Origin of the sequence: Microbacterium sp. NPDC079356 (assembly GCF_049545465.1) — a bacterium.
In the GTDB taxonomy this organism is placed as follows: Bacteria; Actinomycetota; Actinomycetes; order Actinomycetales; family Microbacteriaceae; genus Microbacterium; species Microbacterium gawkjiense.
Genome location: NZ_JBMWDN010000001.1, coordinates 329,708 through 344,153, shown reverse-complemented (window position 1 = coordinate 344,153; position 14,446 = coordinate 329,708). Strand labels below are relative to the sequence as shown.

Below are 14,446 nucleotides of genomic sequence, written 5' to 3'. Positions count from 1 at the left end.
GGGGAGACCGTCCCGGTCGCGCCCGAACCCTCAGCGGCGCGCAGCCGAGGTACGGGCGACGAGCACACCACCGGCGACGAGACCGGCGATGAGAGCGGCACCACCGGCGATCAGCCAGCCGTTCGGGCCGTTCTCGGCGACGAGGCCCGCCGAACCCGTGTTCGCACCGTCGGGGCCGGAGTGCAGACCGTCGATGGTCTGCGTGGCCAGGGCGAGGTTGCCGTCCTCGGCCGAGCCCCAGGCGTAGGCGATCGTCAGGACGCCCTCCTGGACCTCGACGTCGGCCGGGCCGATGACCGGGTCGGTCGTGCCCTCGAGCGCGACGGCCGCGCTCACCGTGCCGGCGGGCAGGTCGAGCGACTCCTCGTTGGGGTTGGTGAGGCCGGTGATGACCGCTTCGCCGCCGGCGAGCACGTCGACCGCCGGAGCGGCGGCCACGTGGCGCACCGTCAGACGACCCTCACCGGCAGCGGTCTCGGAGGTGTCTTTCGTGAACAGGTTCGCAGTGGGGGTGCCCTCGGCGTCGAGGTGCGCGACCGCGGTGTAGTTCATGCCGGCCTCGAGAGTGAGGTCGATGGGGCCGAGGACCGGATCGGAGTCGTCGGTGGCGTCCGCGGCGGTCAGCGCGACCGAGTAGGTTCCGCCGGGAAGCTCGAGCGGACCGCCGAGGTCACCCGGCTGGAAGTCGTCGATCGTCAGGTCGCCGTTGACGTACACATCGACGGGGGTGTCCGGGATCGCGTGGAGCACCGCGAGGTCGGCCGTGTCCGACGTGGCAGCGGATGCGGGGGGCGAATGCAGCGAATGCCACGGCGGCACCGAGGGCGACGCCCGCAGAGAGTGTCTTGCGCATGGGAACTCCCTCTGATTCGGCGCGAGGTGTTCGCGCTTTCACAGGGGTATTCCCGCGGTCCACCGACTGTGGATGCAGGTGGATGAAGAAATCTCGAAGAGATTCTTCCGCGTCGACTCAGTCGTCGTCGTCCTTGCGCTTGCGCCAGCGGATGCCGGCCGCGATGAAGCCGTCGAGGTCGCCGTCGAACACGACCGCGGGGTTGCCCACCTCGTGTCCCGTGCGCAGGTCCTTCACGAGTTGCTGACCGTAGAGGAAGTACGAGCGCATCTGGTCGCCCCAGCTCGCGGTGATGGTGCCGGCGAGCTCCTTCTTCTTCGCCGCCTCCTCCTCCTTCTGCAGCAGCATGAGTCGGGTCTGCAGGACGCGCATCGCGGCCGCGCGGTTCTGGATCTGGCTCTTCTCGTTCTGCATCGAGACGACGATGCCCGTCGGGATGTGGGTCAGTCGCACGGCCGAGTCGGTTGTGTTGACCGACTGTCCGCCGGGCCCCGACGAGCGGAACACGTCGACGCGGATGTCGCCCTCGGGGATGTCGACCTCCTGGGCCTCCTCCATGACGGGGATCACCTCGACGGCGGCGAAGCTCGTCTGGCGCTTGTCGGCCGAGCCGAAGGGGCTGATCCGCGCGAGGCGGTGGGTGCCCGCCTCGACCGAGAGCGTGCCATACGCGTACGGCGCATCCACTTCGAAGGTGGCGGACTTGATCCCGGCGCCCTCGGCGTAGGAGGTGTCCATCACCTTGACGGGGTACTTGTGGCGTTCGGCCCAGCGCAGGTACATGCGCATGAGCATCTCGGCGAAGTCGGTGGCATCGTCGCCGCCGGCGCCGGAGCGGATCGTGACGACCGCCCCGCGGTCGTCGTACTCGCCGTCGAGGAGCGTCTGCACCTCGAGCTGGCTGATGACCTTCTCGAGGTCGGCGATCTCCCGGCGGGCCTCCTCGGCGGAGTCCTCGTCGTCCATCTCCTGCGCGAGCTCGACGAGCACCTCGAGGTCGTCGAGCCGCTGCTCCACCTCGGTGACGCGCTTGAGCTCGGACTGGCGGTGGCTGAGGGCGCTGGTGACCTTCTGCGCCTTCTCGACGTCGTCCCAGAGGTCGGGGGCGCCCGCCTCGTCGGACAGACGGGCGATCTCGGCGGAGAGAGCGTCGACGTCGACGACCGCCTTGATCTCACCGAAGGTGGAACGGAGGGCCTGGATGTCCGCAGACGGATCGAATTCAAGCATGACACTCCAGAGTAACGTGGATGGGGATGACCGACCGCCCCGACTCCCCCGCTGCTCGAGATGTGCTCCGGCGATTCGGCCCCATGGTCTATGCACCGACTGCCCTCTTCGCGATCGGCGAGGGTGCGGTCCTCCCCCTCATCCCGAGTCTCGCCGGCTCCCTCGGCGCCGACGTCGCCCTCTCGGCGCTGATCGCGTCGATGCTCGTCGTGGGCCAGCTCATCGGGAACCTCCCCGCCGGCTGGGCCGTCGCGCGCGTCGGCGAACGGGCCACGATGATCGCCGCGGGAGCCCTCGCCCTCGTGGTCTCCCTGACGGCCGCGCTCCTGCCGTCGCTGCCCGTGTTCGCCGGCGCCGTCTTCCTCATCGGGTTCTGCGCCGCGGCGTTCGGCTTGGCGCGGCACTCCTTCATGACGACGCGTGTGCCGGTGCTGTTCCGCGCCCGCGCCCTCTCGCTGCTCGGCGGCACGTTCCGGCTCGGCATGTTCACCGGCCCGTTCATCGCCGCCGCGCTCATCGGATTGTTCGGCGACGAGCGGGCGACCATCTGGTTCTTCGCCGTCTGCCTCGCGGCCCTCATCGTTCTCGTCACGGTCGGTCCCGATCCGGAGAAGCAGTTCGTCGCGCAGCCCGTGCACAGCCACGACGCCGAGGACTCGGGCGAGCCGGTGACGGGATCGATCCCGGTGGCCGAGCGCATCGGCGTGTTCCGGACGATGTGGCGGCACCGGCGGGTGCTCTCGCGCGTGGGACTCGCAGCGGCGTGCCTGTCGGCCGTGCGGTCGGCCCGTCAGGTGGTGCTGCCGCTGTGGGGTGTGTCGATCGGCCTCGACGCGCAGACGATCGCCCTCGTCGTCGGCATCTCCGGGGCGCTCGACTTCGCCCTCTTCTATGCGAGCGGCCAGGTCATGGACCGCTTCGGACGCCTCTGGGCCGCGCTGCCGGCGATGATCCTGATGGGCAGCGGCTTCCTCGCCCTCTCCGTGACCCACGACGGAGCGTCCGCCGAGATGTGGTTCGCGATGTTCGCCGCCGTCCTCGGCGTCGGGAACGGGTTGTCCAGCGGCATCCTCCTCACCATCGGTGCGGACCTCGCTCCCAAGGACGATCCCGCTCCCTTCCTCGGGTCCTGGCGGACGCTGACGGATGCCGGTGGTGCCACGACCCCGCTGATCGTGACCGGCATCACCGCGATCTCGTCCCTGTCGTTCGCCGCCGGGGCGGTCGGTCTGATCGGCGTGCTCGGTGCCGTCGCCTTCGTGCGCTGGTTGCCCCGTTTCCTGCCGCACGTGAACCGCCGCTCATGACCAGCGACACGACGGCGATCGCGATGCGTCGGGGCGACGTCACGGTCCGCGCGAGCCTCACCTGGCGCCGGGAGGGGTGGCGCTACGCCGTCTCACTGTCGTCCGACGCCGTCGAGACGATCGAAGAGGTCGCCGATGACGCCTTCGAGGCGCTGTGCCGGGTTCGCGAGCACCTGGAGCCGCGGGGCTGGCGCATCGGCGTCGTCGGTGCGCAGGCCGACGTGTGGCCGAGCGGGATGGCGCGGGATCAGGGCGGCGGGCTGCGCGCCTACCGGGTGGGTGAGGACCGCGTCGGCGACCTCGTCGACGTGTTCGCACCCGCCGATCCCGACACGGTCACGACCGTTGCGGCCCAGCGCGTCGAGACGGATCGGCGATTCGAGCTCATCCGCAGGGCTGCAGAAGGCTGATCGCCGCGCCGGCTCCCTCGGGCGATCACGGCTCCGGCTCCGCGACGAGGTTCCCCTCGTCGTCGATCCGCTGCACGACCCGCAGATCGCCGGGGGCGTGGTCGCCGCGTTCCTCGATCGCGTAGCTGCGATCACGAGGGGTGTACCGCACCGCGAATCGCGGGTCGGCCACCACCGTGCTCATCATCCGGCACGAGTGCGGGTCGGTGGCATCGGTCCCCGGAACCATGACGTCATCCTCGTCCATCGGTTCAGTCCAGCGAGGTGCGGCTCGTCGCGGTCGCATCGAGCACCACCCCCGCGGGGACGAAGATCGACGAGATCGGTGGATGCCACGTCGTCGACACCGTCACGCGCGCCGACACCCCGTCGGGGGTGGATGCCGAGACGAGCGCGACCTCGCCGTCCGCCGCGACCAGCGCCTCCGCCTGCTCCCGCACACCGGCATCCGTCAGCTCCGCGCGCGGCTGATCCCCGTGCACCTCGAGTGTGAACCCGTCGGCGCCTGCGAGAGCCGCGGCATCCGCCGCCGCCTGCGTCCGCTTCTGCGCGAGGTACAGACTCGTCGCGTCGACGCACACGAAGACGAGCACCAGTGCCAGGAGCGCGTAGCCGATCGTCAGGATCAGGATGCTGCCGTCCTCGTCGCGGGCTCTCATCCGTCCCTCCAGTAGCGCGAGACCTTTTGCACGGACGACGACTCGACGCCCACGCGGGTCGCGTCGTCGAGCCCGAGGACCGGCGGCACGAGCGGCAGCGGCACGGAGGCCGTGACCGTCACCCGGACGGTCTCGCCTGCGCCCGGGCACTCCGCCGGCCGGCCGACGCAGGAAACGTCCACGGCGAGCGTGTCCGCATCGATCTCGTACTCACGCACGAGAGAGTCGAGGACCGCCGCTGCCCGGGCGTCGGCATCCTGCACGCTCTCCGCTGACGCGACGGCGCGTGCGACATGCCGAGAGGCCGCCTCGACGCCCAGCGCGTGCGACTGGATGATCCCGAGGGTGACGATGAGGTAGACGATCGGGACGAGGAGGATGACACCGCCCACGATGAACTCGAGTGCGGCCGACCCGCGCTCGTCGCCGAGGAGGCGATCAGTCGAAGGTCTCCGCCGGGGCATGAACGGTCACCTCCCACCCGTGCGGCACGCCGAGGAGGCCGATGAGGGGCAGCCGTGTCGTCACGGTCACCGCGACGGTGTCGTACCCGAGCGCGGTCGATTCCGAAGCGGTGACACTCTCGACGAAACCGTCGCCCACGGCGCGCTCCACGACATCCCGGGCGCGCTGCGCCCCCGCCGCGGTCTCCACATCGGCGAGGGCCGCGTGGTACGCCCCCTCGACCGCCGCGTCGTGGACGACGTTGCGGACGTACACGGCGAGCCCCAGTTGCAGGACACCGAGGGTGAGCACGGTCAGCAGCACGCCGACGAGCACGAACTCGACCGGAGTCGAGCCGCGTTCATCGGAGAGCAGCCGGCGCACGTCGACGTCCTCAGAAGCTCGAGACCTGGTCGATCGCCTGCTCGAAGAGCTGGGCGAGCGCGGGACCTGCCAGGGCCCAGATGACGACGACGAGTCCGGCGGTCATGAGGGTGATCAACACCCAGCCGGGCACGTCGCCCCGCTCGTCGTCGCGGACGTCCCCGAGCACGGCACCCCAGGCGGTGCGCAAACGGGACAGAGTGGAACGGATCATGATGTTCTCCTTTCGGTCAGGTATCAGCCGACCCCGAGCCGCAGCATGACGATGCCGGGGAAGACGGCGAAGAGGACGCTCATGGGCAGCAGCAGGAAGACGATCGGGAAGAGCATCGCGATCTCCTTCTTGCCGGCGCGTTCGATGAGCGAGCGTTTGGCGTCCTCGCGGGCGTCGCCGGCCTGCGCCTGCAGGACCCCCGCCAACGGCGCACCGCGGTCGATGGCCGCGACGAGGTGCTCGAGCGCGCGCGACAGTGCCGGGACGTCGAGCCGCCGGCCGAGGTCCACGAGGGCGTCCGACAGGTTCGACCCGGTTCCGCTGTCGAGGACGGCGCGGCGGATCTCCGCCGTCAACTCACCCGAGCCGATCTCCCCGACGCGGCGGAGGGCGTCGCGCAGGCCCTCGCCCGCGGCGAGGCAGAGCGAGAGGAACTCGAGGAGCGTCGGCAGCTCCTCCTCGACGCGCGCCCGCCGTCGGCGCCCCGCCGACGTCAGCCGCAGATCCAGCACGGCCACCGCGGCCGCCCCGGCCACAGGAGGAAGCAGGACGGCTCCCGGACTCATCCGGCCGACGAGGGCCAGGAGGACCAGGACGGCCCCTCCCGCCAGCGCACCCACCACGATCCAGGTGAGTTGCCGCGCACGGAATCCCGCCGCATCCTGCGTCCAGCCGGCCTGCCGCAGCCGCTGCTCGAGACGGGCGGCTCCTCCGAACGCGGCCATGAACCGATCGCGCCGCGTGCGCCAGTCCGTCCCGGCGGACTCGAGGGGGGTGAGACCGCGCGGGTCGGCGATGTCCCGAAGATAGGGCGCGATGCGCCGCGACAGCGTGGGCGCCGCCAGCCGTGGGACCCGGGTCGCGACGAGCACGACGCCGGCCGCGAAGGCGCCGCCGAGCACGATCGCGAGCGCGAGCTCCGTGAGCGCGCTCATGCGAACCACCGCCGAGGCTCGGGGAGACGTCCGATGCCGACCATGAGACGGAACGCGACCACCGAGACGGCGGCGCCGAGCAGGATCACCGCGACGCCCTCGGGGCTGCTGTAGGCCGTCGCTCCTTCGGGGCGCAGGGCGAGCAGGCCGAGGATGATCCACGGCGCGACGACGCCGAGTACCGCGGCCCCGCGGATCCAGGACTGACGCGCTTCGATCTCGGCACGCAGCGCCGCGTCCGCCCGCACCGAGCCGGACAGCGCGCGGAGGACGCTCGTGAGCTCCGTCCCGCCGACCTGACGGGCCATTCGGAGCGCCTCGATGATGCGGTCGGCGACCGGATCGGCCAGCCGGGCCTTGAGGCGCAGCGCGCTCGAATCGAAGTGCCCGGACGCCGACACGTCCGACGCGAAGGCCGCGAACGCGGGACGCAGCGGCGGCGGTCCGACCTCGCCGAGCGCGGAGACCGCGTCGGGAAGCGACATCCCGGACCGTACCGAGGCGACCAGGAGGTCGCACACGTCCGGCCACAGCTGACGGCGGCTCTTCTGACGCCGGCGGGCGCGACCCCGCAGCCACCCGGCGGGCGCGAAGAATCCCGCCACAGCTGCGACGGCCGCGAACGCGGGCAGGGCGGTGACGAGCCAGACGATCGCCCCCGAGAGCGCCGCCGCGGCACAGGAGACCGCCGCGAGGTGCCCGGGCGTCGCATGGCCGAATCCGGCGCTCTGCAGGAGACGAGCGGATGCCGCATCGCGCCGCACGGGCGCCGGCTCCCCCGCGCGCGGTGGCCAGAGCCACGGTGACAGGGCGAGCAGAATGCCCGCCGCGAGGGTGATGCCGAGGAGGACGGTCATGCCGGAGCACCCCCGAAGAGCGTGCGGGTCTCGACCACGCCGTCGACGACACGGCCGGTCGGCGCGACGATCTCCACGACGGCGCGGCGACCGTCGGCATCCCGCCGGCAGTGGACGACCAGACCGACCGAGGCGGCGATCGCGGGCAGGAGGAAGTCACGGTCGATGTTCCGCCCGGCCAGCAACGGGAGCGAGCCGAGCTTGCGGAGCGCGTCGGGCGCCGAGTTGGCGTGGATCGTGGCGGCGCCCGGGACGCCCGTGTTCAGGGCGAGCAGCAGGTCGAGGGCCTCCGCATCGCGGACCTCGCCGACGACGAGGCGGTCGGGCCGCATGCGGAGCGCTTCCTTCACGAGCCGGCGCAGCGACACCTCGCCGGTCCCTTCGAGGCTGGGCTGACGGCCCTGCAGCGCGACGAGGTCGGGGGCCTGCGCGTTCAACTCGAACGTCTCCTCCACCGTCACGATCCGGTGGTGCGCCGGTGCGGCGGCGATGAGGGCGCCGAGCAGCGTGGTCTTGCCGGCGTGCGTCGCGCCCGAGACGACGACGCTCGTACCCTCGCGCATCGCGGTGCGGAGGATCGCCGCCGCCTCGGGGGCGACGGACCCGGCGGTGACGAGGTCGTCCAGGGTGCGGAAGCGGGTGAGGAACTTCCGGATGTTCACCGCCCAGTGCCGGCGCGTGATGTCGGGGATGACGACGTGCAGGCGCGACCCGTCCGGCAGCGACGCGTCGACGAACGGTTGGCTGAGGTCGACGCGGCGGCCGGTGGCGTGCAGCATCCGCTCGACCAGGTCGCGCACGGCCGCGTCGGTCAGGACGATCGGTGCGCGTTCGCTGCGCCCCTCGCGGGCGACGTAGACGCGGTCGGGCGCGTTGATCCAGATCTCCTCGACCTCTGGGTCGTCGAGGAGCGCCTGCAGGGGGCCGTACCCTGCGACGGTCGACAGGATGTCGCGGACGGACCCCGCTTCGTCCTCGATGACCTCCACGCCTCGCGCGAGGGCAAAGTCGTTGTGGCGACGCACCTCGGCGCGAGCGATGAACGCTGCGCGGTCGGGGTCTCGCGACGGGTCGACCTGCTCGCTGCGCAGCCGCTCGCGCACCCGCTCGGCGACCGCGGCGAGCCCGCGGGTCGACGTCGGGGCGGACGCGATGCTCATGGCCAGGGATCCTCGCAACCCGACCCCACCCGGCGCGGGAGTTATCCACACGCCACCGGCTCCAGGTGGACTGCGGACGCCCCTTCGGCGGGAGGCGAGAATCGAAGGATGGACGGAACGCGACGTGTCGACCTGCCCGTGCTGTACTTCGGGACCCCGGTCGCGTTGATCACCACGGTGAATCCCGACGGGTCCTCGAACATCAGCCCGATTTCCTCCGCCTGGACGCTGGGCGACCGCTACATGCTAGGGCTCGGCGCCGACGGCCAGGCGGTCGCCAACCTCCGCCGCGTCGGCGAACTCGTGATCAACCTGCCGTCATCCGACCTCGTCGGCGCGGTCGAGGCGATCGCGCCGACGACGGGGCGGAACCCGGTGCCCGAGGCCAAGAGACCCGCCTACCGCCACGAGCCCGACAAGTGGACCCTCGGGGGTCTCACCCCCCTCCCGTCGGACGCGGTGACGGCGGCACGTGTGGCCGAGTGCCCGGTGCAGATCGAGGCTCGTGTGGCGCAGATCGTCGGCGTCGACGGTGGCGACGCCGTCGCCGTGGAGGCGCAGGTCCTGCAGGTCCACGCGCACGAAGGGATCCTGCGGGCGGGGCAGGACCGCGTGGACACCGACGCGTGGCGACCGCTGTACTACGGGTTCCGCCACTACTTCGCGCAGGGGCCGCACGTCGGCGCCAACTTCCGGGCGCCGCTCCTGGACGATCCCGCGCATACCTGACCAGGTCGGCATCGCCGCGCGATCCTCGGGATATCCCTCTCAGTCGTCTCCCACCGCGCGCCCTAGACTGAACGCACCAGCGGGAGTGGTGAAATCGGCAGACACGCAGGATTTAGGTTCCTGTGCCTTCGGGCGTGGGGGTTCAAGTCCCCCCTTCCGCACGAGGCACCCGCGTGCCTCACACCTTGCGCCCGTCCGTCGGCGGGCCCACCGCCGCGAATCGAAGGACCTCCGTGCACCCCTTCGCACTGCTTCCCTGGCTCGATCCCGAGACCATCATCAACGCGGCCGGCCCGTGGGCCCTCGTCGTGGTCTGCTTCATCGTCTTCGCCGAGACCGGCCTGCTCGTCGGCTTCCTGCTGCCGGGTGACACCCTGCTGATCATGGCGGGCCTGCTGTCGAACCCGGTCACCCACGCCCCGAACGGCGTCTTCGGGATCAACGTCTGGGTGGTCGGCCTGCTGATCGGTCTCGCGGCGTTCCTCGGCGGTGAGGTCGGATACCTGATCGGTCGCAAGGGCGGACCCGCCGTGTTCGAACGCAAGGAGTCCGGCCTCTTCAGTCGCAGCAACGTCGAGCGGACGAATGCGTTCTTCGAGCGCTACGGCGGCGTGACGGTCATCCTCGCCCGTTTCGTGCCGATCGTGCGCACCTTCGCCCCGGTCGCCGCCGGCGTCGGCAAGATGGCATGGCACAAGTACTCGCTCTACAACCTGATCGGCGCCGTGATCTGGGGCTTCGGTCTGACGGTCGTCGGTTACCTCGTGAGCCTCATCCCGGGCGTCGGCGAGTTCGTCGCCGAGTACATCGACGTCATCCTGCTGGTGGCGGTGGCCGGCACCATCATCTTCATTGTGTGGCACTACTTCGCCGAGAAGCGCAAGGTCAAGCGCGAGATGGCCGCCGGACCCGACGGCGTCACCGACCAGGCCGAGGCGCAGCAGCTCGTCCTCGAGCCCGAGGCGTTCGACGAGCGCCCCGACGGGGAGAGCCGCCGCTCCTGATCAGGAGGCCTTCTTCTTCGCGGGCTTCTTCTTCGCCGCCGCCGGCTTCGTGTCGGCGGCGGCGTCTTTCTTCCCAGCGTCCGTCTTCCCGCTGCCCGCGCGCGCGGCGCGGCTCTTCTCGACGCTCGCCCGCAGGGCCTCCATCAGGTCGATGACCTCGCCCCCGGAGGCATCCGTCTTCTCGCCGAAGGTCTCGGCGGTGTCGAACGCGTCGCCCTTCTCGAGCTTCGCCTCGATGAGGGTGCGCAGCTCCTGCTGGTACTCATCGGTGAACTCGGTCGGGTCGAAGTCGCTCGAGAAGCTGTCGACGAGGGATGCCGAGAGCTCCAGCTCCTTGCTCGAGATCTTCACTGGCTCATCCAGCACGGGGAACGACGCCTCCCGCACCTCGTCCGCCCACAGGAGCGTCTGCAGCACGAGCACGTCGCCGCGCACGCGGAGCGCCGCCAGCCGGGTCTTCTGCCGCAGCGCGAAACGGACGATCGCGGTGCGGTCGGTCTGTTCGAGCGTCTGCCGCAGCAGGACGTAGGCCTTGGGGCTCTTCGAGTCGGGCTCGAGGTAGTACGCCTTGTCGAGCGTCAGCAGGTCGATCTGCTCGGTCGGCACGAACTCGACGACTTCGATCTCGCGGCTGCGTTCGCTCGGCAGGGCCGCGAAATCGTCGGAGGTCAGGACGACGGTGCGCTCGCCGTCGTCGTACGCCTTGTCGATCTCGGCATACGGGACGACCTCGCCGTCGATCTCGCAGATGCGCTGATACCGGATGCGGCCGCCGTCCGCCGCGTGCACCTGATGCAGGGACACGTCGTGGTCCTCGGTCGCGGAGTACACCTTGACGGGCACGTTCACCAGGCCGAAGGTGAGGGCGCCTTTCCAGATCGCTCGCATCACACCAGTAGACACCCGTCACAGCACGTTGCGACAGGGCTTGCGCACTACTCTGGGCCCATGCCAGCCCCACCCCAGGAGGTCGTCGTCGACGGGCGCCGCCTGCGGCTGACGAATCTCGACAAGGTCATGTACCCGGAGACGGGGACGACCAAGGGCGAGGTCATCGACTACCTCACCCGCATCGCGCCGGCGATGCTGCCGCACCTCGCCGATCGGCCGGTCACCCGCATCCGCTGGCCCGACGGCACCGGCGAGGGCTCGTTCTTCGCGAAGCACCTCGAAGCGGGGGCGCCGCCCTGGGTCGCGCGGCGGCCCATCGAGCATTCGACCGGCGCGAAGGACTACCCGCTCGTCGACGGGATCCCGACTCTCGTCTACCTCGCGCAGGTCGCCTCGATCGAACTGCACGTCCCGCAATGGCGCTTCGACGCCACCGGGGGACGACGGAACCCCGACCGACTTGTCCTCGACCTCGATCCGGGCCCGGGAGCGGGGCTCGCCGAGTGCGCGGAGGTCGCGCGCTGGGCGCGCGCGATCCTGATCGACCTCGGGATGGACCCGGTGCCCGTCACGAGCGGCAGCAAGGGCATCCACCTGTACGCCCCCCTCGACGGATCCCGCACGAGCGACGAGATCAGCGCCTTCGCGAAAGAACTCGCCCGCCTGCTCGAAGCCGACCACCCCGACCTCGTCGTCAGTCAGATGTCAAAGGCCGCCCGTCCCGGCAAGGTGTTCCTCGACTGGAGCCAGAACAACGGCAAGAAGACGACGATCGCACCGTACTCGCTGCGGGGCCGCGACCGGCCGACCGTCGCCGCGCCGCGCAGCTGGGACGAGCTCGACGACCCCGATCTGCGCCACCTGCTCTTCGACGAGGTCCTCGAGCGGCTGGGCGAGGTCGGCGACCTGTTCGCCGCGCTGGCGCCGACGGATGCCGGGCCGCTCACCTCGTACATCGCGAAGCGCTCCGCGGCGAAGACGCCCGAGCCCGTGCCGGACTCCCCCGCCGGCGCACCGTCCGCCGGCTCCGCGCGCTTCGTCATCCAGGAGCACCACGCCCGGCGCCTGCACTACGACCTGCGTCTCGAACGCGACGGCGTGCTCGTCAGCTGGGCGGTGCCGCGCGGCATCCCGGACTCCCCCTCGACGAACCACCTCGCGGTCATGACCGAGCCGCACCCGATGGAGTACCTGGGCTTCGCGGGCGAGATCCCGGCGGGCGAGTACGGTGCCGGGTCGATGTCGATCTGGGACAGCGGCACCTTCGCGCTGGAGAAGTGGCGCGACGACGAGGTGATCTTCACCGCGACCGGTCGCGAGGGCGGTCCGCTCGGTTCGGTGCGGCTCGCCCTCATCCGCACGAGCGGCGACGGCGAGAAGTCGCAGTGGCTGCTGCACCGGATGAAGACGGATGCCGCGCCCCCCGCATCCGCCCCTCCGACATCCGCGTCGCCGCCCTCCGCCGGCACGCCCCTCCCGACGCCGTCGCCGATGCTCGCGACGACCTCCACCCCTCCCCTGGCGCGCCGCGCGGCGGAGCGATGGGGAGCCTGGGTCGAGTTCAAGTGGGACGGCGTACGTGCCCTCGGAATCTGGAACGGACAGACGTTGCGGCTGCGGGCCCGTAGCGGCACCGACATCACGGCGCGCTACCCCGAGGTGACCGCGGCGGCGGCGTTCGGTCCCGCCTCCTGCGTGGTGGACGGCGAGATCGTCGCTTCCGACGAACGCGGTCGACCGAGCTTCTCCCTGCTGCAGCACCGGATGCACCTGACGAAGACGCCCGAGATCGAACGCGAGGCGCGGCGGATCCCGGTGCAGTACCTGCTATTCGACGTCCTCGAAATCGACGGGAGGGATGCCGGGCCGCTGCCCCTCGCGCAGCGGAGGGAGCTCCTCGAACGGCTCGCCGCCGATGCGCACGAGCCGATCGTCCTCCCCCCGATCGCGGACGACGTCGACGACGCCCTCGCCACGGCGCGCGCGATGGATCTGGAGGGTGTCGTCGTCAAGGACCCGTCGTCGGTCTACCGACGCGGTCAGCGCAGCGACCAGTGGCTCAAGGTCAAGCTCACCCTGATGCAGGAGATCGTGATCGGCGGCATCCGTCCGGGCAAGGGCGGTCGCTCAGGGGGGATCGGGTCGCTCCTGATGGGGATCCCGACGCCCGACGGGCTGCACTACGTCGGTCGGGTCGGCTCCGGCTTCGGCGACGCGACCCTCGCTCGATTGGATGCCGCGCTCACCCCGCTGCGCACCGACGAGAACCCGTTCGTCGACGTTGGCCGGGAAGAGGCATCCGATGCGCTCTGGGTGCGCCCCGAGCTCGTCGGCGAGGTCGAGTACGCCGAGGCGACGCCGAACGGGACCCTCCGCCACGCGCGCTGGCGCGGTCTGCGACCCGACAAGACCCCGGACCAGGTCCGGATGGAGGACTGACCGGCGTCAGGCGTGGGCGTCGTGTTCGACGTGACCGGCGGGTTCGAGCTGGAACGTGGAGTGCGCGACGTCGAAATGCCGGGACAGGCAGGACTGCAGCTGCGACAGGAGTGCGCCGGCGCGATCGTCGGCGAAGTGGTCGGGTGCGACGACCACGTGGGCCGTGAACACGGGCGCGCCCCGGGTGAGCTGCCACACGTGGACGTCGTGGACGTCGACGACGCCCTCGGCGCCGAGGATGTGATCCCGGATGTCGGCGACCTTCGTCCCCGCCGGCGCGCGCTCCCCGAGCACGGCGAACACCTCGCGCAGCAGGGCGACGGCGCGGGGCACGATGAGGGCGGCGATGAGGAGGGAGGCCACGGCGTCCGCCGGCATCCATCCCGTCAGCCAGATGACCCCGGCGGCGAGGATGACGACGACGGAACCGATGAGGTCGCCCAGCACCTCGAGGTAGGCGCCGCGCACGTTGATGCTCGTGCGTTGAGCGGCGCTCAGGACGTAGAGCGAGACGCCGTTCGCGACGAGGCCGATGACCGCGACCACGAGCATCGGCAGCCCCTGCACCTCGGCGTCGGCGGGGTCGACGAGTCGGGAGATCGCCTCGACGGCGATCCATCCGCCCAGCACGATCAGGATGACGGCGTTGAGCAGCGCGCCGAACACCTCGGCCCGCTGGTAGCCGTAGGTCTGGCGTTCGTCGGCGGGACGCGCCGCCACCGACGCCGCGATGAGGGCGATGACGAGACCCGAGCTGTCGGTGAACATGTGCCCGGCGTCCGCGAGGAGCGCGAGCGATCCCGTGAGGATCGCGCCGACGAGCTGGATGACGAGCACGGTCGCGGTGATGCCCAGCGAGACAGCGAGCAAGCGGCGGGGATGTCCGCCGCGGATGCCGGTGGGCGCGTGATCGTGCATACCTCGAGGGTA

Annotated in this window: 16 protein-coding genes, 1 tRNA gene and 1 pseudogene; 6 read left to right on the top strand and 12 right to left on the bottom strand. The window is 71.0% G+C overall.

Going from position 1 to position 14,446, the window contains the following annotated elements; translation table 11 throughout:
• Window positions 1-30 precede the first annotated feature (30 nt).
• A pseudogene (locus ACPEH0_RS01665) lies at window positions 31-853 on the bottom strand (DUF4397 domain-containing protein).
• A 117-nt stretch (window positions 854-970) separates the two neighbouring features.
• Window positions 971-2,083 carry a peptide chain release factor 2 gene (prfB, locus tag ACPEH0_RS01660; RefSeq protein WP_217530141.1) on the bottom strand — a complete coding sequence of 371 codons (1,113 nt, stop codon included), beginning with the start codon at window positions 2,081-2,083 and terminating at the stop codon, window positions 971-973.
• 26 nt (window positions 2,084-2,109) lie between these two features.
• On the opposite strand from prfB, the gene ACPEH0_RS01655 reads away from it, so the two are divergent.
• Window positions 2,110-3,390 (top strand): MFS transporter, encoded by a 1,281-nt coding sequence (locus ACPEH0_RS01655; RefSeq protein ID WP_366213173.1) that lies wholly within the window; start codon window positions 2,110-2,112, stop codon window positions 3,388-3,390.
• On the top strand, window positions 3,387-3,800 hold the full coding sequence (locus ACPEH0_RS01650) for a hypothetical protein (protein WP_366213174.1): 414 nt from the start codon (window positions 3,387-3,389) through the stop codon (window positions 3,798-3,800). The genes ACPEH0_RS01655 and ACPEH0_RS01650 overlap by 4 nt, the downstream gene beginning before the upstream one ends.
• Window positions 3,801-3,825: 25 nt before the next feature.
• Here the strand turns inward: ACPEH0_RS01650 and ACPEH0_RS01645 are convergent, their stop codons facing one another.
• Genes ACPEH0_RS01645 through ACPEH0_RS01610 form a run of 8 tightly spaced genes read right to left on the bottom strand, consistent with a single transcriptional unit; the run spans window position 3,826 to window position 8,453 of the window.
• Window positions 3,826-4,029 (bottom strand): hypothetical protein, encoded by a 204-nt coding sequence (locus tag ACPEH0_RS01645; RefSeq protein ID WP_217530147.1) that lies wholly within the window; start codon window positions 4,027-4,029, stop codon window positions 3,826-3,828.
• A gap of 22 nt (window positions 4,030-4,051) precedes the next feature.
• Window positions 4,052-4,459, bottom strand: coding sequence for a pilus assembly protein TadG-related protein (locus ACPEH0_RS01640; protein WP_217530149.1), 408 nt, complete (start codon window positions 4,457-4,459; stop codon window positions 4,052-4,054).
• Window positions 4,456-4,923 carry a TadE/TadG family type IV pilus assembly protein gene (locus tag ACPEH0_RS01635; RefSeq protein ID WP_366213175.1) on the bottom strand — a complete coding sequence of 156 codons (468 nt, stop codon included), beginning with the start codon at window positions 4,921-4,923 and terminating at the stop codon, window positions 4,456-4,458. The genes ACPEH0_RS01640 and ACPEH0_RS01635 overlap by 4 nt, the downstream gene beginning before the upstream one ends.
• Complete coding sequence (locus ACPEH0_RS01630) at window positions 4,898-5,287, bottom strand: TadE/TadG family type IV pilus assembly protein (RefSeq protein WP_217530153.1); 390 nt, start codon at window positions 5,285-5,287, stop codon at window positions 4,898-4,900. The genes ACPEH0_RS01635 and ACPEH0_RS01630 overlap by 26 nt, the downstream gene beginning before the upstream one ends.
• A gap of 10 nt (window positions 5,288-5,297) precedes the next feature.
• The gene (locus ACPEH0_RS01625; RefSeq protein WP_217530155.1) at window positions 5,298-5,501 is read right to left on the bottom strand and encodes a hypothetical protein; all 204 of its coding nucleotides are present in this window, start codon (window positions 5,499-5,501) and stop codon (window positions 5,298-5,300) included.
• Between the two features lie 23 nt (window positions 5,502-5,524).
• Complete coding sequence (locus tag ACPEH0_RS01620; RefSeq protein WP_366213176.1) at window positions 5,525-6,436, bottom strand: type II secretion system F family protein; 912 nt, start codon at window positions 6,434-6,436, stop codon at window positions 5,525-5,527.
• Window positions 6,433-7,293, bottom strand: a complete 861-nt coding sequence (locus tag ACPEH0_RS01615) for a type II secretion system F family protein (RefSeq protein ID WP_217530159.1) — start codon at window positions 7,291-7,293, stop codon at window positions 6,433-6,435. The genes ACPEH0_RS01620 and ACPEH0_RS01615 overlap by 4 nt, the downstream gene beginning before the upstream one ends.
• Window positions 7,290-8,453: a CpaF family protein gene (locus ACPEH0_RS01610; protein ID WP_217530161.1), complete on the bottom strand. Its 1,164-nt coding sequence runs from the start codon at window positions 8,451-8,453 to the stop codon at window positions 7,290-7,292. Before ACPEH0_RS01610 ends, ACPEH0_RS01615 begins: the two co-directional genes overlap by 4 nt.
• A gap of 108 nt (window positions 8,454-8,561) precedes the next feature.
• Here ACPEH0_RS01610 and ACPEH0_RS01605 point away from each other — a divergent pair, with 108 nt between their 5' ends.
• The 3 genes from ACPEH0_RS01605 to ACPEH0_RS01595 all read left to right on the top strand — a co-directional run bounded on the left by ACPEH0_RS01605 (window position 8,562) and on the right by ACPEH0_RS01595 (window position 10,186).
• On the top strand, window positions 8,562-9,182 hold the full coding sequence (locus ACPEH0_RS01605) for a flavin reductase family protein (protein ID WP_366213178.1): 621 nt from the start codon (window positions 8,562-8,564) through the stop codon (window positions 9,180-9,182).
• A 79-nt stretch (window positions 9,183-9,261) separates the two neighbouring features.
• A tRNA-Leu gene (locus ACPEH0_RS01600) sits at window positions 9,262-9,343 on the top strand.
• Window positions 9,344-9,415: 72 nt separating this feature from the next.
• Window positions 9,416-10,186, top strand: a complete 771-nt coding sequence (locus ACPEH0_RS01595) for a DedA family protein (protein ID WP_217530546.1) — start codon at window positions 9,416-9,418, stop codon at window positions 10,184-10,186.
• Here the strand turns inward: ACPEH0_RS01595 and ACPEH0_RS01590 are convergent, their stop codons facing one another.
• The gene (locus ACPEH0_RS01590) at window positions 10,187-11,074 is read right to left on the bottom strand and encodes a Ku protein (protein ID WP_217530167.1); all 888 of its coding nucleotides are present in this window, start codon (window positions 11,072-11,074) and stop codon (window positions 10,187-10,189) included.
• Window positions 11,075-11,134: 60 nt separating this feature from the next.
• Between ACPEH0_RS01590 and ACPEH0_RS01585 the strand changes: the two genes are divergently transcribed.
• A complete protein-coding gene (locus ACPEH0_RS01585; RefSeq protein WP_366213179.1) occupies window positions 11,135-13,516 on the top strand; it encodes an ATP-dependent DNA ligase in 2,382 nt (793 codons plus the stop codon).
• 6 nt (window positions 13,517-13,522) lie between these two features.
• On the opposite strand, the gene ACPEH0_RS01580 is transcribed toward ACPEH0_RS01585, so the two are convergent.
• A complete protein-coding gene (locus ACPEH0_RS01580; RefSeq protein ID WP_366213180.1) occupies window positions 13,523-14,434 on the bottom strand; it encodes a cation diffusion facilitator family transporter in 912 nt (303 codons plus the stop codon).
• Window positions 14,435-14,446 lie beyond the last annotated feature (12 nt).